This window comes from Ruegeria sp. CE12 (genome assembly GCF_056537525.1).
In genome coordinates this window covers 882,025-904,192 of record NZ_JBQFRS010000001.1, presented here as the reverse complement: position 1 = coordinate 904,192, position 22,168 = coordinate 882,025, and the positions used below count along the sequence as shown (strand labels likewise).

22 protein-coding genes are annotated in these 22,168 nt (G+C 57.0%); 18 read left to right on the top strand and 4 right to left on the bottom strand.

The annotated features are described in order from the left end of the window. Positions 1-59 precede the first annotated feature (59 nt). The gene (locus ACR0IO_RS04555; protein ID WP_155143311.1) at positions 60-272 is read right to left on the bottom strand and encodes a DUF1127 domain-containing protein; all 213 of its coding nucleotides are present in this window, start codon (positions 270-272) and stop codon (positions 60-62) included. Between the two features lie 333 nt (positions 273-605). On the opposite strand from ACR0IO_RS04555, the gene ruvC reads away from it, so the two are divergent. The 4 genes from ruvC to ACR0IO_RS04535 all read left to right on the top strand — a co-directional run bounded on the left by ruvC (position 606) and on the right by ACR0IO_RS04535 (position 3,485). Then, positions 606-1,103, top strand: coding sequence for a crossover junction endodeoxyribonuclease RuvC (gene ruvC / locus ACR0IO_RS04550; protein WP_480739740.1), 498 nt, complete (start codon positions 606-608; stop codon positions 1,101-1,103). Then, positions 1,100-1,777 (top strand): Holliday junction branch migration protein RuvA, encoded by a 678-nt coding sequence (gene ruvA / locus ACR0IO_RS04545; RefSeq protein WP_480739739.1) that lies wholly within the window; start codon positions 1,100-1,102, stop codon positions 1,775-1,777. Before ruvC ends, ruvA begins: the two co-directional genes overlap by 4 nt. Before the next feature lie 4 nt (positions 1,778-1,781). Continuing rightward, positions 1,782-2,801: a Holliday junction branch migration DNA helicase RuvB gene (ruvB, locus tag ACR0IO_RS04540; RefSeq protein ID WP_170331180.1), complete on the top strand. Its 1,020-nt coding sequence runs from the start codon at positions 1,782-1,784 to the stop codon at positions 2,799-2,801. A 63-nt stretch (positions 2,802-2,864) separates the two neighbouring features. After that, on the top strand, positions 2,865-3,485 hold the full coding sequence (locus tag ACR0IO_RS04535; RefSeq protein ID WP_480739786.1) for a hypothetical protein: 621 nt from the start codon (positions 2,865-2,867) through the stop codon (positions 3,483-3,485). A 16-nt stretch (positions 3,486-3,501) separates the two neighbouring features. Here the strand turns inward: ACR0IO_RS04535 and ACR0IO_RS04530 are convergent, their stop codons facing one another. Beyond that, positions 3,502-5,235, bottom strand: a complete 1,734-nt coding sequence (locus ACR0IO_RS04530; RefSeq protein WP_480739738.1) for a SulP family inorganic anion transporter — start codon at positions 5,233-5,235, stop codon at positions 3,502-3,504. A 195-nt stretch (positions 5,236-5,430) separates the two neighbouring features. On the opposite strand from ACR0IO_RS04530, the gene ybgC reads away from it, so the two are divergent. The 14 genes from ybgC to ACR0IO_RS04460 all read left to right on the top strand — a co-directional run bounded on the left by ybgC (position 5,431) and on the right by ACR0IO_RS04460 (position 19,030). After that, complete coding sequence (ybgC, locus tag ACR0IO_RS04525) at positions 5,431-5,841, top strand: tol-pal system-associated acyl-CoA thioesterase (protein ID WP_480739737.1); 411 nt, start codon at positions 5,431-5,433, stop codon at positions 5,839-5,841. Positions 5,842-5,950: 109 nt separating this feature from the next. Beyond that, positions 5,951-6,646: a protein TolQ gene (tolQ, locus tag ACR0IO_RS04520; RefSeq protein ID WP_155143318.1), complete on the top strand. Its 696-nt coding sequence runs from the start codon at positions 5,951-5,953 to the stop codon at positions 6,644-6,646. A gap of 1 nt (position 6,647) precedes the next feature. Further along, positions 6,648-7,124, top strand: a complete 477-nt coding sequence (tolR, locus tag ACR0IO_RS04515) for a protein TolR (protein ID WP_155143319.1) — start codon at positions 6,648-6,650, stop codon at positions 7,122-7,124. Between the two features lie 9 nt (positions 7,125-7,133). Beyond that, positions 7,134-8,240 carry an energy transducer TonB gene (locus tag ACR0IO_RS04510; RefSeq protein WP_480739736.1) on the top strand — a complete coding sequence of 369 codons (1,107 nt, stop codon included), beginning with the start codon at positions 7,134-7,136 and terminating at the stop codon, positions 8,238-8,240. After that, a complete protein-coding gene (gene tolB / locus ACR0IO_RS04505) occupies positions 8,237-9,556 on the top strand; it encodes a Tol-Pal system beta propeller repeat protein TolB (RefSeq protein ID WP_480739735.1) in 1,320 nt (439 codons plus the stop codon). Before ACR0IO_RS04510 ends, tolB begins: the two co-directional genes overlap by 4 nt. Positions 9,557-9,643: 87 nt before the next feature. Beyond that, entirely contained in the window at positions 9,644-10,147 is a 504-nt protein-coding gene (gene pal, locus ACR0IO_RS04500) for a peptidoglycan-associated lipoprotein Pal (protein ID WP_480739734.1), read from the top strand. A gap of 4 nt (positions 10,148-10,151) precedes the next feature. Continuing rightward, on the top strand, positions 10,152-10,976 hold the full coding sequence (gene ybgF / locus ACR0IO_RS04495) for a tol-pal system protein YbgF (RefSeq protein WP_480739733.1): 825 nt from the start codon (positions 10,152-10,154) through the stop codon (positions 10,974-10,976). Next, complete coding sequence (tilS, locus tag ACR0IO_RS04490) at positions 10,973-12,226, top strand: tRNA lysidine(34) synthetase TilS (protein ID WP_480739732.1); 1,254 nt, start codon at positions 10,973-10,975, stop codon at positions 12,224-12,226. The genes ybgF and tilS overlap by 4 nt, the downstream gene beginning before the upstream one ends. 76 nt (positions 12,227-12,302) lie before the next feature. Continuing rightward, a complete protein-coding gene (gene ftsH / locus ACR0IO_RS04485; RefSeq protein WP_480739731.1) occupies positions 12,303-14,219 on the top strand; it encodes an ATP-dependent zinc metalloprotease FtsH in 1,917 nt (638 codons plus the stop codon). Positions 14,220-14,327: 108 nt separating this feature from the next. Continuing rightward, the gene (locus tag ACR0IO_RS04480; protein WP_480739730.1) at positions 14,328-14,903 is read left to right on the top strand and encodes an MOSC domain-containing protein; all 576 of its coding nucleotides are present in this window, start codon (positions 14,328-14,330) and stop codon (positions 14,901-14,903) included. 165 nt (positions 14,904-15,068) lie between these two features. After that, positions 15,069-16,745, top strand: a complete 1,677-nt coding sequence (locus tag ACR0IO_RS04475) for a formate--tetrahydrofolate ligase (protein ID WP_155143326.1) — start codon at positions 15,069-15,071, stop codon at positions 16,743-16,745. A 57-nt stretch (positions 16,746-16,802) separates the two neighbouring features. Next, positions 16,803-17,108, top strand: coding sequence for a chorismate mutase (locus ACR0IO_RS04470; protein WP_155143327.1), 306 nt, complete (start codon positions 16,803-16,805; stop codon positions 17,106-17,108). 53 nt (positions 17,109-17,161) lie between these two features. Beyond that, entirely contained in the window at positions 17,162-18,052 is an 891-nt protein-coding gene (gene folD / locus ACR0IO_RS04465) for a bifunctional methylenetetrahydrofolate dehydrogenase/methenyltetrahydrofolate cyclohydrolase FolD (RefSeq protein WP_155143328.1), read from the top strand. Between the two features lie 339 nt (positions 18,053-18,391). After that, positions 18,392-19,030: a LytTR family DNA-binding domain-containing protein gene (locus ACR0IO_RS04460; protein ID WP_254436737.1), complete on the top strand. Its 639-nt coding sequence runs from the start codon at positions 18,392-18,394 to the stop codon at positions 19,028-19,030. A gap of 4 nt (positions 19,031-19,034) precedes the next feature. Here ACR0IO_RS04460 and pdeM read toward each other — a convergent pair whose 3' ends face one another. Both pdeM and ACR0IO_RS04450 read right to left on the bottom strand, forming a co-directional pair. After that, entirely contained in the window at positions 19,035-19,697 is a 663-nt protein-coding gene (gene pdeM / locus ACR0IO_RS04455) for a ligase-associated DNA damage response endonuclease PdeM (protein ID WP_480739729.1), read from the bottom strand. Positions 19,698-19,741: 44 nt separating this feature from the next. Beyond that, positions 19,742-22,153, bottom strand: a complete 2,412-nt coding sequence (locus ACR0IO_RS04450; RefSeq protein ID WP_480739728.1) for a ligase-associated DNA damage response DEXH box helicase — start codon at positions 22,151-22,153, stop codon at positions 19,742-19,744. Positions 22,154-22,168 lie beyond the last annotated feature (15 nt).

Sequence of the window (22,168 nt, the reverse complement as noted above, 5' to 3'; positions counted from 1 at the left end):
CATGGCGCGCGGTGTTCTTATTTGCCCCCGAGGGAGAACGGGGCGAGTGAGTGGTAGTCTTAGCGACGACCCTCAGCAACGATCTCAATGTCGCCGCGGCTCAGGCCGATATCTTCCAGCTCGCGGTCGGTCAGACCGTTCAGCGCGTTGCGAGTTACGCGAGCGTCATTCCATTCAACTGCGGCGTTTACTACCGATGCGAACGTTGCGCCGATACGGCCAACGAGGCCGAATGAGCCAGTGGTGGTGCGGGTGGTGTCCAGTGCAGCCATATCCTGTTTCCTTCTGGTTTGTGTTAACTTCTGATCTTGTGATCTGCCGGGCATCTAGTGATGTCGGATTTCCCGCACAAGAGCAGTTTTTGCATGTGTCCTATGCAGTTTCTGCAATGCTCTATGGGCCTGTAATCCCCTTAAATAATTGGTGAAAATGCCTTCATGAAACAGGTCGATTCCTGACTATTCGAGGTCGAAAACAGGCCACTCTGTCGCGCCTGGGATAGTTGTGTCGTTTTTTGGCGTGAGGTCAATTCGCTTGGAAAATGTTCATGTTTCGTGCTAATCGGTGAAAAAGATCAAGAAAACCCGAGCAGGCCGAGGCAAAACATGCGGATTCTGGGCATTGATCCGGGGTTGAGAACCCTGGGATGGGGCGTCATCGAATCGAATGGCAGCCGTCTGAGCCACGTCTCAAACGGTTTGTGCAAATCGGACGGGGATGATTTGGGTGAGCGGTTGCTGTCGCTGCACAATCAGATCGTCGAGGTTATTGCCGAACATTCACCCGATCAGGCAGCCATCGAACAGACTTTCGTGAACAAGGATGGGGCGGGAACGCTCAAACTGGGTCAGGCGCGTGGCGTGGCGTTGCTGACGCTGGCGCAGGCCGGACTGCCGGTCGGGGAATATGCCCCGAACCGGGTCAAGAAAACGGTCGTGGGTGTCGGGCACGCGGAAAAGGAGCAGGTTCTGCACATGGTCAAACTGCAATTGCCCGGATGTGAGCCCAAAGGGGCAGATGCCGCAGACGCTCTGGCGATTGCGATCTGTCACGCCTATTACGGAAAGACGCAACAGACGCGTTTGAAAGAGGTACGGGCATGATCGGAAAACTCACCGGAAGGCTGGACTATCGCGCAGCAGATCACGTGCTGATTGATGTCCGGGGTGTGGGATACATCGTCTATTGCTCTGACCGGACAATGGCGGCACTGCCGGGTGCGGGAGAAGGCATCTCGCTTTATACCGATATGGTTGTGCGCGAAGATCTGATGCAGCTTTACGGTTTCCTGTCGCTGGTCGAAAAGGAATGGCATCGGTTGCTGTGCTCCGTGCAGGGCGTCGGAGCCAAGGTCTCTCTGGCGATCCTGAGCGCTTTGGGTCCGGATGGTGTCAGTCGCGCCATTGCACTGGGCGACTGGGGCTCGGTGAAGGCGGCGAAAGGTGTCGGACCTAAAACTGCGCAGCGGATCGTGCTTGATCTCAAAGACAAAGCGCCAGGCGTAATGGCCATGGGTGGCACCGTAACGGATGCGATGGATGGCCCCGCGATCGAAGTTGTAGAGCCTGTCGAGGCAGCGCCTGTACCGAAGCGAACGCCCAAACCAGCCTCCGGGGCTGCTGCTGCATCAGCGGGTGCGCTGTCTGCCCTGTCCAATCTCGGTTATGGTCCGTCGGACGCAGCAGCAGCGGTTGCCGAGGCTGCCGCCAACAACCCGGATGCAGACGAAGCAGGTTTGATCCGTGCCGCCCTGCAATTGCTGGCTCCGAAAGGGTGAATGAATGGTAGACGCTGATCCCGCTCTGCGCCCCGAGCCGCTGCCGGAGGATAACGACCGCGCATTGCGCCCTCAGGGGTTGGATGAATTTATCGGTCAGGCCGAAGCCCGCGCCAATCTGCGCATCTTTATCCAATCCGCACGCCAACGGGGCGAAGCAATGGATCACACGTTGTTTCATGGCCCCCCCGGATTGGGTAAAACCACTTTGGCGCAGATCATGGCGCGCGAGCTGGGGGTGAATTTTCGCATGACCTCCGGGCCGGTTCTGGCGAAAGCGGGTGATCTGGCTGCGATCCTGACCAATCTCGAAGCACGTGATGTTCTGTTTATCGACGAAATCCACCGTCTGAACCCGGCGGTGGAAGAGGTGCTTTACCCCGCGATGGAAGATTTTGAGCTCGATCTGGTGATTGGTGAGGGACCTGCCGCGCGGACTGTACGGATCGAGTTGCAACCCTTTACGCTTGTTGGGGCAACAACGCGAATGGGCTTGCTGACCACACCCTTGCGTGACCGATTTGGTATTCCGACCCGGCTTCAGTTCTATACGGTCGACGAGCTGCACGAGATCGTCACGCGCAATGCACGTAAGTTGGGCGCGCCTGCGGACAACGACGGAGCGCGCGAAATCGCCCGCCGGTCTCGTGGCACGCCCCGAATTGCCGGACGGCTGCTGCGACGTGTCGTGGATTTCGCTATCGTCGAAGGTGATGGGCGGATTACGCGCGAACTGGCAGATGGTGCTTTGACGCGGTTGGGTGTGGATAATCTTGGGTTGGATGGCGCGGACCGACGTTACCTGACGCTGATTGCCGAAAACTACTCGGGCGGCCCTGTTGGGATTGAAACTCTTTCGGCTGCATTGTCGGAAAGCCGAGACTCGCTGGAAGAAGTTATCGAACCCTATTTGCTGCAACAGGGCCTCATACAACGCACTCCGCGCGGACGGATGCTGGCACAGAAGGCGTGGACGCATTTGGGCATGACCGCGCCCAAGCGGCAAAGCGATCTGTTTGGTTGAAGACCACAGCCAGAGAAACTATGCGTTCAGCGATAGTGATCTAATGCAGATGAAGGTTTGAGCGTGACACCAGAAGAGATCGAAGCGCTGTTCACCCGCGAAAACGGAGAATTCCTGTTCGCGCGCTGGGGTCGGCCAATCGTGCCAATCGTTTTTGGTGTCGAGGATGAGACTCTGGCAACCGTGAAAGGGGCCTTTGAAGCAGTTGTCACCTTGGCCGGTCACAAAATGGCCGAGACGGACCCGGAGCTGGGCGCTAACTGTATGGTCTTCTTTTTTCGGGACTGGCAAGAGTTGCTTGAGGTTCCCGATCTTGATCGACTGATCCCGGATCTGGCGCCATTGGTTGACCGCCTTGAAGCTGCAGACGCCAATCAATATCGCATATTCCGGTTCGAAGAAGACGGTGCCATCCGCGCAGCTTTTGTCTTTCTGAGGATGGACAAGGAACTGTCCAAGGTTCCGGCAGAGACACTGGCGCTAAGTCAGGTGGTTCAGACCGTCTTGCTGTGGTCGGACACTGCGTTCAGAACGCAATCACCACTGGCGGTGGCAGGCGACGCGACCATACTGCGCCCGGATATCGCTGCATTGATCCGTGCGGCCTATGATCCGGTTCTGCCCGGTGTGGCACATGATGCAACTCATGCGTTGCGGTTGTTTGCGCGCTTGCAGCAGCCGTAGTAAGCGACAGTCTCGTTTATGGTTTTCCCGACGCACTTTGGGTGCCGTGTTCGCGGCCTGTGCGATGGTGAAAGGCCTCAAGCAATTCGCTACCGGATTCAAAATAGGCATCTTTTCCGACAAGGCCGGTGACGCCATATCTGTCCAGTTCCGCTCGGACATCGGGTTCGACAAGTAAAAAGACCAGTTTGATGCCCTTTGACTGCAGGTATTGGTGAACGTTGCGCAAAGTGTAGCCTGCCGTGAAATCTACATCATCAATTGCCGAAGCTTCGATGCAAAACCAAGACAGCTTGTGGTCAGCACCTTGGGTAATAGTGGCAACTTCGTCAGACAGGCGCTGAGTATTTGCGTAGTATAGACTGTGGGAAAAACGATAGATGACCAGACCCGGTTCAAACTGGTTGGGGTGGTCAATCGATTTTGAATGCCATCCAGTGACCTTGTTCTCCACGATGACAGAGTTCTTGGGGTGATACCCCCGGCGCGTGTGATCAATGAGCGATAGCACCATCGCAAAAATGATACCCTGTTCAACGCCAACGAAAACGACAACGGCAGCAGTTGCGATGGCGATCCAGAATTCGGATCGGGCCTGCCTGTAAATATTGGCCAGCCCCCGTACATCGATCAGCTTCACGCCTATCAAAAACACGATGGCAGACAGTGCTGCGTTTGGCAGATAAGCAAGCGGACCGGTCAGAAACAGGATCAGGACCAGAACGATCGCGACTGTGGTAAGTTGAGCGAACTGGCTACGCCCACCTGCGCTTGCCACCATTTCGGTTTTAGTAGGGCTGCCATTGACGACGAAAGTTCCGGTAAATGCAGCGCCAAGGTTTGCAAGACCAAGCCCGACGAGGTCCGAATTCTCATCAAATTTCTCTTCGTAGCGTGCCGCATAGGCGCGGGAAGTCGCGGCGCTTTGTGCAAGGATCACCACAAAGATCGACAGTGCAGTTGGCAGCAGTTGTTTGAACAGAGACCAACTCCAGTCCACAGCCGGGATAGAAAGCGAGGGCAGGCCGCTGGGAACAGCCCCCAGAACTGCGATGCCTGCTCCGCTGAATTGAAAGGCCCAGCTGCACAGGATCACGCCCAGTATTGCGATCAGTGGGCCCGGAAACTTGCGGGACAGGCGTCGGCAGCCGGTCACCACGGTCAGCACGGCCACTGCGACAGCCAATGTTGGCCAACTGAATTGTTCGAATTGTTCGGCGACCCCCTGCAGCTTGGCTATGGTTCCGTGCGCTGAGACTTCAATACCCAGCATTCCGGGAACCTCTCCACTGGCGACTTGAATACCAACGCCTGTCAAAAAGCCGACTAGGACAGTTCTGGACAGAAAATCGGCCAAAAAACCAAGACCAATGATCCGAGCGGCGATCAGGAGTATCGCAGCCATCAGTGCCAGAAGTGAAGCCAGCGCGAGATATTCGGATGAGCCCGACACCGCCATTCCCGCCAAGGCTGAGGCGGTTATGGCCGCAGTCGCGGAATCCGCTCCGACAACCAGATGACGGGAAGATCCGAAGATGGCGAACAGTGCCATCGGTATGAGGATTGTGTAGAGGCCGGTAATTACCGGAGTACCGGCAATTTTGGTGTAACCCATGACTTCGGGGATCGCGAGGCAGGCGAAGGTGAGGCCCGCAAGGATCTCGGTCGGCAGCTTAGATCGATCGAAAGGTAAGATGCCCTGCAGAACAGGAAGCGGAAATGTGATCCCATTTCTTGTCGCTTTAGTCATTAGGTTCCCTGTTCAATGCCTCTGCATAACTTGGAACACTAGAATGCAAATGAGCAGATTTCGATACTGAGTACGGCCTCAGTGAATTTTCTGATCAATCAGGGATTGCGGGATTGCCACTGCGCGGGCATGTCTGTGGGGGCGGGGCTTAGGTCCCAAAGGACAGATTGATGAAACTGGATAGCCGGATTTGCGATGCCGCAAGATAAGTCACTAGAGAAACAGAAACATATCTTTCCGATCCGGGTCTACTACGAAGACACCGACATGGGTGGTGTCGTCTATCATGCAAATTACTTGCGCTACATCGAACGCGCCCGGTCTGACTGGGTTCGTAAGCTGGGGAATGATCAGAACGCGATGCGGGATGACGGTGTCGTCTGGGTCGTGCGCAAGCTGGAAGCGGACTATCTTGCCTCAGCCAAATTCGATGACGAATTGACTGTTGAGACCGACGTTGTCGCAATCTCGGGTGTTCGACTGACGATGGCACAGTTGGTTTTGCGGGGGGAGACGGAAATATTTCGCGCCACAGTCACGGCTGTCTGCATCAACAGCGAAGGCAAGCCAATCCGCCTTCCGGCAGAGATTCGCGCATTAATGTAACAAAACGTAGCCCAGGGGTGGTTATGTTGGCATTTCATACCGATCTGCGTTAGCGTCTGGCAAAACAAGGCCAAACGAACGGCCGTCAGGCAAAACAAAGAGCAGGTTCATGGAAGCTGAAACGCTGGTGCTGGCGCAGGAGATCGATTTCTCCATGTGGGGGCTGTTCGCCCGCGCGACATTCATCGTCAAGGTGGTCATGCTGATCCTAGTGATCGCATCCTTCTGGTCCTGGGCGATCATCATACAGAAACTCATCAACTATCGCGCGGCACGCCGTGAGGCACAGGTTTTTGATGAATCCTTCTGGTCGGGCAATCCTCTGGATGAGTTGTTCGAAGAGATTGGTTCACGCCCGGATGGAAGTTCGGAAAAGATCTTTGCGGCTGGGATGATCGAGTGGCGAAGGTCCCATCGAACTGACGGTGGACTGATCGCAGGCGCAACGGCCCGGATCGACAGATCAATGGATGTGGCCATCGCGAAAGAGGCTGAAACCCTGCAAAAAGGTCTGCCCATTCTGGCGACCGTCGGCTCCACCGCGCCGTTTATCGGCCTGTTTGGTACTGTCTGGGGCATCATGAATGCATTCATCGAGATTGCCGAGCAGCAGAACACGAACCTTGCAGTTGTGGCGCCTGGCATCGCCGAGGCGTTGCTGGCAACCGGCCTCGGCCTGTTGGCCGCGATCCCGGCCGTGATCTTCTACAACAAGCTGAGCGCCGACAGTGACCGGATCGTCGGTGGCTATGAAGCTTTTGCCGACGAGTTCGCCACTATCCTTTCTCGTCAGTTGGACAGCTGATATGGGCGCTGCGGTTCAGCAATCGTCAAACGGAAACGGGCGCAGGCGCGGTCGTCGCCGCGGTCGCGCACAGCCGATGGCGGAAATCAACGTTACGCCATTTGTTGATGTCATGTTGGTGTTGCTGATCATTTTCATGGTGGCAGCCCCCTTGCTGACTGTGGGTGTTCCGGTTGACCTGCCCAAAACCGCCGCCAGCGCATTGCCCGGGGACAATGAAGAACCCTTGACTGTCACCCTCACTGCGGATGGTCGGGTTCAGATCCAGACGACGGACGTTCTGCGCGAAGAACTGATTGGCAAGTTGCGCGCCATCGCGGCTGAGCGCAGCAGTGACCGTGTATTCCTGCGGGCGGACGGCGCTATTCCCTATGCGCAGGTGATGCAGATCATGGGTGCCCTGAATGCGGGCGGATTTTCGAATGTGGGCCTTGTTACCGATACGGGCGGGCCAACGCTGGACGAAGGTGGAGAGTGAGGCCGCGGGGTGGAAACCGGCACCAAGATCTCAGCGATTGCCCATGTGAGTCTGATCGGATGGGCGTTGTTCGGCGGTACGTTCCGGTCGGAACCGCTGCCTATGGCTGTGCAGGATGTGTCCGTGATCTCTGCTGAGCAATTCGCGGCAATGACCGCGCAGCGCGAAGCGCCTGAGGTTCCTTCGACACCTGAATCGCTGGAGCAGCCGCCTGAACCCGTTGAAGAGGTGAACGCGCCTGAGCCCACTCAGGAAGAACAACCGCGGCCCGAGCCGGTGACACCATCTGAACCCGAACCGGAACCGGTGCTGGAAACAGTCGAAGTGCCACCCGAGCCCGAAGTGGTTGAAGAGCCGCCGGTTCTGGAACAGCCAGAGCCAGAAGCGGTAGTCCTTCCCACACCTCCCGGACCCGAGGCCCAGCCCAGGCCAGCTGATCGCGTAGCACCCGAACCAATAGCCCCGCCACCACCCGAGGCCCAGATTGATGACGTGGAATCGCCACCGGTTTCTCTGGACGAAGGCGCTGAGACGCAGCAAGAACAACAGGACCAGACCGCACCCGAGGAAGCCACGGATCAGATCGTGACCGAGGCTGAGGAATCCGATGAGACGGCGCCGACAACCTCTCCCCGACCGCGCGTTCGACCCAACCGTCCTGCATCGCCCGTTGAGCCTGAAGTTGCGGAAACATCTGAGCCTGCCGCCCCGGCAGAGGCGACGTCGTCCAGTGAACAGGACGCGATTGAGGATGCGCTTTCCGAGGCTCTGCGCGATTCTGAACCTTCAGGTCCACCGTTGACCAGCGGCGAAAAGGACGCGATGCGTCTGGCCGTATCACGATGCTGGAATGTCGGATCGCTGTCGACCGACGCATTGAGTACTGTGGTGGTAGTCGGCTTCTCCCTGAACCGTGACGGAACGGTCGTGGGCGGCAGTTTGCGCCTGCTGGACAGTTCCGGCGGTTCCGCCGGTGCAGAAAAACAAGCCTTTGATGCGGCGCGCCGCGCGATCCTGCGCTGTGGTGCCAGAGGTTATGACCTGCCTGCTGACAAATATGAACATTGGCAGGATATTGAGATTACATTCAATCCCGAGAGGATGCGGATCAAATGATGAAACTTCTGACCAGCCTCTTTGTCGGTCTGACTCTGTTGTCGGCGCCGGTATATGCGCAAAGCGGACCGCTACGCCTTGAGCTCACTGAGGGCATCATCGAACCCATGCCCTTTGCGGTGCCCAGTTTCGTGCCGGACAGTCCTGCAGCAGCGCAGTATGCGACCGATATCTCGCGCGTCGTTGCCGCCGACCTGACCGGCACGGGGTTGTTCCGTGAAATCTCATCCGATGCTTTCATCAGTCGGGTCAGCAGTTTCGAAGCCCCTGTTCAATTCGCGGATTGGAAGGCGATCAATGCGCAGGCGCTGGTTACTGGTGCGGTCAATGTTTCGGGCAAACGTCTTACGGTGCGGTTCCGGATTTGGGATGTGTTTTCGGGGCAAGAGCTGGGCAATGGCCTACAGTTCGCTGGCACCACTGATGGCTGGCGTCGCATGGCACATAAGGTGGCTGACCAGGTTTATAGCCGTATCACGGGTGAAGGTGGATATTTCGACAGCCGGGTTGCCTTTGTCTCGGAAAGCGGACCCAAAGATCAGCGGCGCAAGCGGTTGGCGATCATGGATTATGATGGCGCCAATGTTCAATACCTTACCGACAGCGCCGCAATCGTTCTTGCGCCACGGTTTTCACCCACGGGTGATCGGCTGCTGTACACCAGTTATGAAAGCGGCAGGCCGCGTATCTACGCATTGGATGTCGGTCGTGTGAAGCGGCAGGAATTGAAGACGCAGGACGGCACAATGAGCTTTTCACCGCGCTTCTCGCCTGATGGCAGATCGATCGTCTATTCGTTGATTCAAGGGGGCAATACCGACCTCTGGAAGATGGATCTGGCTTCGGGTCAGAGCGTACGTCTGACCAATACGCCTGCGATTGAGACAGCACCCAGCTATTCACCGGACGGTACTCAGATCGTGTTCGAAAGCGATCGGTCCGGCACCCCACAACTGTACATCATGCCCGCCAATGGCGGTGAGGCTACACGGATCAGTTTTGGTCAGGGGCGCTATGGTACGCCGGTCTGGTCTCCGCGCGGTGACCTGATTGCGTTCACCAAACAGAACAAAGGTCGTTTCCACATCGGCGTAATGCGCACAGATGGCAGTGAGGAACGCCTGTTGACCGCCTCATTCCTGGATGAAGGTCCAACCTGGTCGCCTAATGGTCGGGTCATCATGTTCTCGCGGGAAACGCAGGGGGCAAGCGGACGGTCTTCGCTTTACTCCGTGGATATCTCGGGTCGAAATCTTCGCCCGGTTCGTACACCCGACGGGGGCAGCGATCCGGCATGGGGACCATTGCAGAATTGATCGAACCGGCAGACAGGCAAAGTTCACAACGCAACCGCGCTATGGTAGACAGTCGTCAATAAACAAACGGGACAAGAGGCAATTGTAATGAACGTATTGAGCAAATTCGCGGCGTTAGGCGCGCTGATGTTGATCGCCGCCTGTAGCAACAATGATCCTTCGGCTCTGGGCGGTGGTTCTGGTGGCAGCGGTGCAATCCAGCCGGGTTCACCAAGTGACCCGCGTTCACCTGCATATTTCCAACAGACCGTCGGCGATCGCGTGTTGTTTGCGGTCGATCAGTCCACATTGTCGCCTCAGGCGCAGACAATTCTGCAGGGCCAAGCCGAGTGGCTGCTTGCCAACACCGACTACACCGCGACGATCGAAGGCCACGCGGACGAGCAAGGCACGCGCGAGTACAACCTTGCATTGGGCGCCCGCCGCGCGAATGCGGCAAGGGAGTACCTGATTTCGCGTGGCGTTGCGGGCAATCGCATTCAGACAATCAGCTATGGCAAAGAGCGTCCGATCGAAATTTGCAGCACCGAGGAATGCTATTCCAAGAACCGTCGTGCGGTGACGGTGCTGACCGGATCAACCTTGGGGTAAGATAATGAGACTTGCAGGATGGGTTCTGGCGGCGGTGGTAACCGCCGCAGGTGTAGCGCAGGCGCAGGACCAGCAAACTTTAGCGGACATCCGGCAGGAATTGACGGTGCTGCACGTTGAAATCCAACGCCTGAAGCGCGAGTTTTCGACGACCGGCTCTCCCGCCCCAAACCTGTCTGGCAGTTCAGTACTGGAACGGGTTGACGCCATTGAGGCCGAGTTGCAACGCCTGACCCGGCAGACTGAACAGCTGAATCAGCGTATTCAAAATGTTGTCACCGACGGAACCAACCGGATTGGTGATCTGGAGTTTCGTTTGGTTGAGTTGGAAGGCGGCGATCTGAGCACCTTGGGTGAAACTTCAACATTGGGTGGTGAAGAACAGACTACGACTGTTGTTGCGCCAATAACATCCGAATCTTCTGAGGTTAGCCAGACCGAGCTTGCGGTTGGTGAACAGGCCGATTTTGATACGGCCTCGCAGGCATTATCGGATGGTGATTTCCAAACTGCAGTCAATATGTTTGCGCAGTTTGACACATCCTATCCGGGCAGCCCGCTTGCACCTCAGGCCAATCTGAAGCGTGGACAGGCATTAGAAGGTCTGGGTGACACCCGCGAAGCAGCCAAGGCGTTTCTGGCAAGCTTTACCGGGGATTCCGAAGGGCCCGTCGCACCCGAAGCGCTTTATGAGCTCGGCGCAGCGCTTGGTCGTCTGGGGCAAACCGATCAGGCATGTATTACACTGGGTGAGGTCGGTGTGCGCTTCCCCGCTTCTCCATCGGTTGCGTCTGCCACTCAGGAAATGGCATCGCTGGGCTGTTCTTGACCTCTGAAACCGACACGCTGAGGGCCGAAATCCTGCGACATCTGCCGGACCCACTGCCGCATCGCATCGGCGTGGCGGTTTCCGGCGGTAGCGATTCCATCGCACTGTTGCATCTGCTTGCTGGGATCGCCCGAACGGAAGGTTTCGAACTATATGCCGCAACAGTCGATCACGGTTTACGTGCCGAGGCTGCGGCTGAGGCCGCTGCTGTTTCAAGACTGTCAGCAGATTTGGGCGTGCCTCACGAGACTTTGAAATGGAAAGGTTGGGATGGTTCCGGCAACTTGCAGGATCAGGCCCGGCGTGCTCGATACCGATTGCTCACCGAATGGGCGCAAAGCCATGGTATCGCAACTATTGCGCTGGGCCACACAGCGGATGATCAGGCCGAAACCCTCCTGATGCGTCTGGGGCGTTCTGCCGGGGTCACGGGCTTATCGGCCATGGCCACGGTTCGTCAACAAGACGGCATCGACCTGCTGCGTCCGCTGCTCTCGATCACCCGCGCCCGGTTGCGCGACTATCTGAACGCGGCTGGTGTGACATGGATCGAAGACCCTTCGAATCGGGACACGCGCTTTGACCGGATCAAGACCCGTGAGGCTCTGACAGGTCTTGGCAACATCGGAATTACTGCTGAAACCTTATCCAGGGTAGCTGGCAACCTTGCACAAGCGCGTGATGCGCTGGAGCTGTTTGCGCAGGAATCCGCCCGCAAGATCGCCGTGGTTGAATCCGGTGATGTGTGTATCGACCTGAATGGGTTTGAAGCACTGCCTCAAGAAATCCAGCGCAGGATTCTGGTGGGAGCCATCGGCTGGATTGCACAGGGCGGATATCCCCCACGTCAGAGCGCGGTTGATCAGGTGGTTGATACGCTTTCGACAAGGCAGACGGTGTCTGTCGGGGGGTGCCTGGTGATCCCCAAAGGCAATAATGCTTGGATTTGCAGGGAACTAAACGCGGTGAAGGATCAGACAGCGCATCCGGGAGCCCCGTGGGATAGGCGCTGGGTTCTAAATGGGCCGAGCGCAGCTGAAACAAGGGTGCGGCCGCTTGGCGAATGCGGAATCTCACGCCTTGATGACTGGCGTTTGCTGGGGCGCCCCCGAGCGGCGATTCTATCCTCACCTGCGGTTTGGCGAGGGGATGAATTGCTGTCTGCACCGCTTGCCGGATACATCAATGGCTGGAGCGCAGAACTGGCCCCGCATGTGCCAGACTTTTACGCATCGTTTTTATCGCATTGAACCTGCCACAATCATCTCTATTTTAAGGAGCAACCCGGCAGATCCCCATCTGCCGAAATCTGTTGGGAGATTTTCCTTGGGCAACGCTCGTAACATCGCCTTCTGGGTTGTTCTGTTCCTGCTGATCCTTGCACTGTTCAATCTGTTCAGTGGACCGGGTGGAACGCTCCAGAGCAATGAAAAAACTTATTCCGAGTTTGTCAGCTCGGTCGAGGCCGGTGACGTCAAGAACGTCACACTCGACGGTGAACAAATTCGCTACTCCACTGATACCGGCGGCAACTATGTCACGATCAAACCTGTAGATGCAGAAGTGACCAAGCTGCTGATCGAAAAGAACATCCCTGTACGCGCAGAAAAGCAGCAGCAATCGGGCTTCCAGTCGTTCCTGATCACACTGTTGCCCTTCCTGCTGCTGATCGGTGTCTGGGTCTACTTCATGAACCGGATGCAGGGTGGTGGCAAAGGCGGCGCGATGGGCTTTGGCAAGTCCAAAGCCAAGATGCTGACCGAAAAGCATGGCCGCGTGACCTTTGATGACGTTGCCGGCATCGATGAAGCCAAGGAAGAGCTGGAAGAGATCGTGGAATTCCTGCGCAACCCGCAGAAATTCTCGCGCCTCGGTGGCAAGATTCCCAAAGGTGCGCTGCTGGTTGGCCCTCCGGGTACTGGTAAAACGCTTTTGGCTCGCGCGATTGCGGGTGAGGCGGGTGTACCGTTTTTCACCATTTCGGGTTCCGACTTTGTTGAAATGTTCGTTGGTGTTGGTGCATCCCGTGTGCGCGACATGTTCGAACAGGCCAAAAAGAACGCGCCTTGTATCGTTTTCATCGACGAGATCGACGCCGTGGGTCGTCATCGTGGTGCCGGTTATGGCGGCGGTAACGATGAACGGGAGCAGACCCTCAACCAGTTGCTGGTCGAGATGGACGGGTTCGAGGCCAACGAAGGCGTGATCATTCTGGCGGCCACCAACCGTAAAGACGTTCTGGACCCCGCGCTGCTGCGTCCGGGCCGTTTTGACCGCAACGTGACCGTTGGCAACCCCGACATCAAAGGCCGAGAGAAAATTCTGGGCGTGCACGCGCGTAAGACGCCTCTGGGCCCCGATGTCGACCTGCGCATCATTGCGCGCGGTACTCCGGGCTTCTCGGGTGCCGATCTGGCCAACCTCGTGAACGAGGCGGCGCTGATGGCCGCCCGTGTGGGACGCCGCTTTGTCACCATGGAAGATTTCGAAAACGCGAAAGACAAGGTGATGATGGGGGCCGAGCGCCGCTCGATGGTGCTGACGCAGGACCAGAAGGAAAAGACAGCCTATCACGAATCCGGCCACGCCGTTGTTGGTATGACTCTGCCGCTGTGTGATCCGGTCTACAAAGCGACGATCATTCCGCGCGGTGGTGCATTGGGTATGGTTGTCAGTCTGCCTGAGATGGATCAGCTGAACTATCACCGAGATGAGTGTGAGCAGAAGCTGGCCATGACCATGGCAGGCAAGGCGGCTGAGGTGATCAAATACGGTGAAGACCATGTGTCGAACGGTCCGGCCGGTGACATCATGCAGGCCAGCCAACTGGCGCGCGCCATGGTGATGCGCTGGGGCATGTCCGACAAGGTCGGTAACATCGACTATGCCGAAGCCCATGAAGGCTACTCGGGTAACACTGCTGGTTTCTCGGTCTCAGCACATACCAAAGAGCTGATTGAGGAAGAGGTGAAACGCCTGATCCAGCAAGGGTATGAGCAAGCGCACAAAATCCTGACCGACCACAATGAAGAGTGGGAACGTCTGGCTCAGGGCCTTTTGGAATATGAGACTCTGACCGGTGATGAGATCAAGCGCGTGATGAACGGTGACTCGCCAAACGAAGGCGATGATGAAAGCGACAGCTCGGATGAGGGCAGCGCACCAAGTGTCACGGCGATTCCCAAAACCAAGGCCAAGAAATCGCCGCCGGACGGTGGGATGGAGCCTGAACCAACCACATAATTCGAAAAGACCCGGGCCTGGACCCGGGTCTTTTTTTGTTTGGCCCTTCAATTTGCAATGGATGAGTTTAGGGTGCGACCTTGAGCAATAAGAAAGCGAGGGAGCAGCATGCCGGTTTTGCGAAAAACGGAGTTTTCAGGCGAAGTCGTCTGGCTTGGTCACGTTCCATCGGGCAGTAACATTCGCGCCAGATCCGTCGAAGAATTGCAGCTCGGATTTGCCGGAGAACAGGGTGCGCGCCACGAAGGGATCAACCGTGCCTCATGCGTTCGGGTAAAGAACCTCTACCCGCAGGGAACCGAAATCCGCAATGTGCGCCAATTATCGATTCTGTCCGCGGAAGAAATGGATGCAATCGCAGCTGACATGGGGCTTGAAACGCTTGATCCTGCATTGCTGGGTGTGAGCATCGTCGTAAGAGGGATACCTGATTTTACCTATGTGCCTCCGTCGTCGCGGCTGCAGGCTTCGGGGGGACTTACTGTCACAATTGATATGGAAAACCGCCCTTGCGTTATACCCGGCCGTGAAATCGAAAACGAAGCACCGGGGCATGGCGCAGCATTCAAGCCTGCTGCACAGGGCCGTCGTGGCGTCACCGCATGGGTTGAATGTCCCGGAAATCTGCGGGTTGGTGATACATTGTCCCTGTTTGTGCCGGATCAGCGTAGCTGGGCACCATAAGGCGCCGTCGTTTCCGATTTGAAACTGCTGAATGGCGTCTACGACGTTTCACGGCATGATTATGTCGGAATCTCTATCCATCGCAATTGTACACAACGGTATGGGTTGTCCAGCGCCGACGTTCAGCGTCGGTTTCGCACGGCATTCAATCAGGGACCCTGCCCAATGAGCTACAAATCCGACATCGAAATCGCCCGTGAGGCGAACAAAAAGCCGATCCAGGAAATCGGCGCAAAAATCGGCATCGATTCTGCAGACCTGCTGCCCTATGGCCACGACAAGGCGAAGGTCAGCCAGGACTTCATCAACTCGGTTCAGGACCGCGAAGACGGCAAGCTGATCCTCGTGACCGCGATCAACCCGACCCCGGCGGGTGAAGGTAAGACCACCACCACCGTTGGTCTGGGTGACGGCCTGAACCGCATCGGTAAAAACGCGATGATCTGTATCCGCGAAGCATCGCTGGGTCCGAATTTCGGCATGAAGGGCGGCGCTGCAGGTGGCGGTTACGCGCAGGTTGTTCCGATGGAAGAGATGAACCTGCATTTCACCGGTGACTTCCACGCCATCACCTCAGCTCACTCGCTGCTGTCGGCAATGATCGACAACCACATCTACTGGGGCAATGAGTGCGAGATCGACACCCGCCGCGTCGCATGGCGTCGTGTGGTCGACATGAACGACCGCGCCCTGCGTCAGATCACAGCTTCTCTGGGTGGTGTATCGAACGGCTTCCCGCGTGAGGCAGGTTTTGACATCACTGTGGCGTCCGAAGTCATGGCGATCCTTTGCCTGGCAAACGACCTGAAAGACCTGGAAAAGCGTTTGGGCGACATCATCGTTGCTTACCGCCGCGATAAGACACCGGTTTACTGCCGGGACATCAAGGCCGAAGGCGCGATGACCGTTCTGCTGAAGGACGCGATGCAACCGAACCTGGTGCAGACGCTGGAAAACAACCCGGCATTCGTCCACGGCGGCCCGTTCGCGAACATCGCACATGGCTGTAACTCGGTCATCGCGACCAAGACCGCACTGAAAGTTGCTGACTATGTCGTGACCGAAGCCGGTTTCGGTGCTGACCTGGGTGCCGAGAAGTTCATGAACATCAAGTGCCGTAAGGCGGGCATTGCTCCGTCTGCAGTGGTGCTGGTTGCAACCGTGCGCGCGATGAAGATGAACGGCGGCGTTGCCAAAGCCGATCTGGGTGCGGAGAACGTGGAAGCGGTTGTTAATGGTTGCGCCAACCTGGGCCGCCACATCGAGAACGTGAAATCGTTCGGTGTGCCAGTTGTTGTCGCCATCAACCACTTTGTCACCGACACCGATGCCGAAGTGCAGGCGGTCAGCGACTATTGCGGTGAGCATGGCGTTGAGGCAATTCTGTCGCGTCACTGGGAGCTGGGCTCGGAAGGGTCCGCACCGCTGGCTGAGAAAGTCGTCGAAATTGTCGAAGGTGGCAGCGCGAACTTCTCGCCGATCTACCCGGACGACATGCCGCTGTTCGAGAAAATCGAAACCATCGCCAAGCGCATCTACCGCGCCGACGAGGTTCTGGCTGACAACAAGATCCGCAACCAGCTGCGTGAGTGGGAAGAAGCTGGCTATGGCAACCTGCCGGTCTGCATGGCGAAAACCCAGTACTCGTTCTCGACCGATCCGACCCTGCGCGGTGCGCCGACCGGCCACTCGGTTCCGGTTCGCGAAGTGCGTCTGTCCGCAGGTGCCGGCTTCATCGTGGTCGTCTGCGGTGAGATCATGACCATGCCTGGTCTGCCTCGCAAACCGGCTGCGGAAACCATCTGTCTTAACGACGCAGGTGAGATCGAGGGCTTGTTCTAAGCTCCCAAATAAGACATCTCGTGGTCCGGGGATATCCCCGGGCCACAGGAGATTAAAATGCCCACTCTGATACCACCGCAAGACTGTCACTCGATGCAGGAATTGCGGCCTCAGATCGACAAGCTGGACCGCCAATTGATCGAATTGTTGGTAACGCGCGCAGGCTACATCGACCGCGCGTCTCAGCTGAAACCCGGCGAGGGGCTTCCAGCCCGCATCCCGGATCGTGTCGAAGAAGTGGTGCAGCGTGTGCGCAAGAGCTCGGATGAGTTGGGCATGGACCCCGATCTTGCCGAAAAGCTCTGGCGCATCCTTATTGACTGGTCGATTGCCCGCGAAGAACGCGTGCTCGGCCCCGACTGAAGAACCGGGCGCTTTCCGCGCCCGATCCGTTTTTTGAAAGAAGGGATCAAAGGATGGTAGCGCAGGTTATCGACGGTAAGGCCTTTGCGGCCAAGGTTCGCGCGCAGGTGGCCGATCAGGTCGCAAAGCTGAAAGAAGAAAATGGCATCACCCCCGGTCTCGCCGTGGTTCTGGTGGGGGAAGACCCGGCCAGCCAGGTTTATGTCCGCTCGAAGGGCAAGATGACCGTTGAAGTCGGCATGAACTCTTACGAGCACAAGCTGGACGTCGATACATCGGAAGAAGATCTGCTGGCCCTGATCGACAAGCTTAACAACGATCCGGCTGTGCATGGCATTCTGGTGCAGTTGCCTCTGCCCAAGCACCTGAACGAAGATCTGGTCATCAACTCGATCGACCCCTCCAAAGATGTTGATGGCTTCCACATCTCGAACGTTGGTCTGTTGGGCACCGGGCAGAAGTCGATGGTACCTTGTACCCCATTGGGCTGCCTGATGATGCTGCGTGACCACCACGGCTCGCTGTCCGGCATGGACGCAGTCGTGATCGGCCGTTCGAACATTGTGGGCAAGCCGATGGCGCAACTGCTGCTGGGTGACAGCTGCACCGTGACCATCGCGCATTCGCGCACCAAGGACCTGCCGGACGTTGTACGCCGTGCCGACATTGTCGTCGCTGCAGTTGGCCGCCCGGAAATGGTGCCTGGTGACTGGATCAAAGAAGGCGCCACTGTCATCGACGTGGGCATCAACCGCATTGAGCGTGATGGTAAGAACAAGCTGGTCGGCGATGTGGACTATGCCAGCGCGGCTGAGCGTGCAGGCGCCATTACACCTGTACCCGGCGGCGTTGGCCCAATGACCATTGCCTGCCTTCTGGCAAATACTCTGACCGCATGCTGCCGTGCAAATAGCCTGCCAGAGCCTGAAGGCCTGACTGCCTAAGACATTTCGCCGGGCAGAGTAATTCTGCCCGGCCCCCTTTAAATTTGGCTGATTGTTACCAAAATTATCCAAATTTATTGCGGTTGATCACGAATGTGACTTTATCCCATAAACGGGTTTGAATGTCTGACATATCGTGATAAACACGTTATTCCAGCCAGTTACGAAGTATAAGTGCAGGTCGCCCGAGGCATCTGGGCTGGGTTTCGGAAGACCGCTTGTTAGTTTGGTATGACGTCAAAGCTACGCAAGATACTTGCCGCGTGTAGCCCCCAGAGGGTGATCGCCGGTCTCGTATTTATCCCTCTGCTTGCCTACTCTTTTCCACCCTTCCGCGAAATGGATCTGCCATTTTCCCAACGCCTCGTTTTTTGGATCGGCGTGATGATGCTGGCGGTGGCAGCTACTTGGACCTCAAAAACACTGGTAAATGGCCACTTTGATCAGTTAGGCCGATCCATGCCAAACGTGACCTTCACGATCCTGATCCTTGCGCTCTTCACACCGTCGCTTTGGCTGCTTGCTTGGATGCTATATACGTTCAGCGGTCAGGATGCGCCGGACCTGTTGTCGGTCGGCACCTATGGGATATTGTTTAGCGCTGGATTGGTTCTGGTGAGCAGTAGCGATGTCGCCGACTCGACATCTCAGCCGGAAGAATCGATCAAACCGCGACTGACGAACCGTTTGCCAAGTGGATTTTCCGGCCAGATCTATCGGCTGACCGTGCGTGACCACAATGTGGATGTTGTGACTTCGGATGGGACATTCACCATCAGGTCTCGATTTACTGACGCCATCAATGAGATGGAGCCTGTCCCGGGGCATTGTACGCATCGATCACATTGGGTGACGGATGCTTCTATCACCGGCACCGAGCGGATGGACGGGAAGATTTTCTTGCGACTTCAGAACGGTGATCTGGTCCCCGTGAGCAGAAAGTACAAACCGAAATTGGTTGAGGATGGTTTGCTCTGAGCTGTCATCTTGGCATTGGCACGATCAGAGGCTGCAGTCCTGTCAGTATCGCTTTGGCGTCGGGTGCCATGATCTCGCTCAGAACCTTTTCAGAGCTGCGCAACCCACCTGTATATGTCCCATAGGCGGGTAAGATCATGCGATCGCTGTCCAGCAGGAAGGCAGGGCGCGTGATCGAGCGTCCTTTGACAAGAATGCGCGCTTTGGGGTGGTAGTGACCGGAAACCTCACCGCGATCGTGGGATTGCGTGATATGCCGGAACACCAAAGAATCGCAGGACCATTCGGACAGATGCGTTCCACCCAGCTCAACTGGTCCCGGATCATGATTGCCCTCAATCCATATCCAATGACGCCCAGCCTGAAGCGTTGAAATCTGTAGCCGTTCGTCATCAGTCAGCGAAAGAGACGCATCCAGATCGTCAAAGCTGTCGCCAAGACAAATCACTGTTCCTGCTGCAGTGTACTCAAGATCTGTCGCCAGCCGCGCAAGTGTCTCGCGGTTATCGTAAGGGGGCAGGGCGGGGCCTCCGCGCCGGACCACCCTTTCGGATTTTCCAAGATGCAGGTCTGACACACAGAGCAAATCCTGTTCCGGCCACCACAAAGCCCCTGAACCCAGCGCGCGCAGGCGCTGACCTGCAAAGGAAAACTCTAGACTGTTCATGATCCGTTCTTTGCCCGTTTGAGCAGTGTTTGCAAGAGGCAGCGTTACACTTCCGCCAAACCTGCAGTTTGCAACAGACGGGCGCTCTCTTCTGCCAATAGGCGTTCCTCAGCGGCGCCTTTGACAGGGACTTTACCGACTTCAAGGAACAGAGGTGCGGCCAGCGGTGAAACTCGATCCAGGCGCAGCAGATCGATCCGATCACCGATACGGTCGATCATGGCCTCAATCCGCCCGAAATCGACCAGCCCGCGCATCGCCTCTTCGCGCGTGATTTGCATCAGCAGGTGATCCGGATCGTATTTGAGCAAAGTGTCGTACAGGATGTCTGAGGAAAACGTTGCCTGCCGTCCGCTTTTGCGTTGCCCACCCGTATTTCGCTCGATCAAACCCGCAATCGTGGCCGAGGCGCGAAAGGTACGTTTCATCACCGCATTTCCTGCGAGCCAGTTCTCCAGACCATCGCGCAAGGCATCAATCTGAAACAGCGGGCGCGGGTCGGTCACAGCATCCAGCCCCCAGATCAGAGTGGCATAATCAGTTGCCACAAACCCTAATGGGGCCAATCCTGTTTCTTCCATCCGTTTGGTGACCAGCAAGCCCAGTGTCTGCTGGGCATTGCGACCAGCGAAACCGTAGACACACAAATGTTCTCGCCCATCGCTGGGAAAGCTCTCGATCAGCAGCCTGTCACGCTGCGGCAGCTGTGAGAGGTCACGCTGCAAGGACAGCCATTGCGCTGTATGTGGTGGCAGTTGAGGCCAGTCTGACTGTGTGAACATACGAAGGATGCGATCGCTCAATTGTGTGGAGGTGGCAAATTTCGTACCCGAAAAGGTGGCGATCTTGGGTTTCCGTTCAGCGCGTCGGCTCACCTCGACCGTCATTTCACGCAACCCTTCGTATCGTACGATCTGCCCCCCAATCAGAAACGTATCTCCGGGCGTCAGAGACGCGGCAAAGGCTTCTTCCACTTCACCCAGTGGCTTGCCCCCGCGATTTTTTTTCAGGCGCACTTTCAGCGTGTCAGTGTCCTGAATGGTGCCCATATTCATGCGGATACGCTGCGCAGCTCTGGGGTCGCGAAGTTGCCACAGTCCATCCGGACGTTGCAGAAGGCGCTGCCAGCGATCATAGGCACGCAGCGCGTAGCCACCGGTCGCACAGAAATCGAGACAGGCATCAAACTGGGGGCGATCCAGTTGCGCATAGGGTCCTGCGGACGTCATCTCGGTAAACAGAGTATCCGCATCAAATGGCCCTGAGGCTGCAGCGATCAGGATGTGTTGGCACAGGACATCGCGCGGGCCGGGGCCGCGCGCTTCTCCATCCAGCTCATGCGCCTTTGCAGCCTCTAGCGCCGCGATACATTCCACCACTTCGAAACGGTTGGCCGGGACCAGCAAGGCTTTGGATGGCGCATTATAACGATGGTTGGCTCGTCCAATGCGTTGAACCAGCCGTTTGACATTCTTTGGTGCTCCAATCTGGATCACCAGATCCACGTCGCCCCAATCGATCCCCAGGTCCAGGCTGCCGGTGCAAACTATGGCGCGCAAGTCTCCGCGAACCATAGCGGCTTCGACGCGCTCGCGCTGTTGCCGGTCAAGACTGCCGTGGTGGATGCCAATAGGCAGAGCGTCGTCGTTGGCTAGCCAGAGATTGTGAAAGAAAATTTCGGCCTGTGCGCGGGTGTTGTGAAATATCAGTGTCGTCTTGTGTTTCTTGATTTGGTCCAACACTGCGGGGATCGAATAAGCGGCACCACCACCTGACCATGGTGGCATCTCCTCGGTTTCCAGCATTGAGATATCTGGGTCCGGGCCGGGGTCGGCTTGCACAATTTCACAAGGGTCGGGATGGCGTGCCAGAAAGCGCGCGATTGCATCTGGATCCTCTACTGTTGCCGACAGTCCTACGCGTCGCAGCGCAGGGTTAAGTGATTGTAACCTTGCCAACGCCAACATCAGCTGATCACCACGTTTGCTTTCGGCCAGAGCGTGGATTTCATCCACGATCACCCTTTCAACGCCGCTGAACATACGGGCCGCATCCTCGTATGAGGTCAGCAGAGCCAGACTCTCGGGCGTGGTCAGCAGGATATGCGGTGGGTCGGCGCGTTGGCGTTTCTTTTGGGTGGCCGAGGTGTCGCCTGTTCGATCCTCGATGCGAATGGGTAAGCCAATCTCTTCTACCGGCACGCGCAGATTACGTCGGATATCTGCAGCCAGCGCCTTTAAAGGAGAGACATAAATCGTATGCAGGCCATTGTGTTTGCCATCAGCGAGTTCGGCAAGTGACGGGAGGAATCCAGCCATGGTTTTGCCCCCGCCGGTGGGGGCGATCAGCACCGTTGCCGGATTTTGCGCCCGGTCGAACATGTCTTGCTGATGGGGGTGAACGGACCAGCCTTTGGCGGCAAACCAATTGTCAATCCGGGCGGGAATCTGCGTCATGACTGCAGATTACCC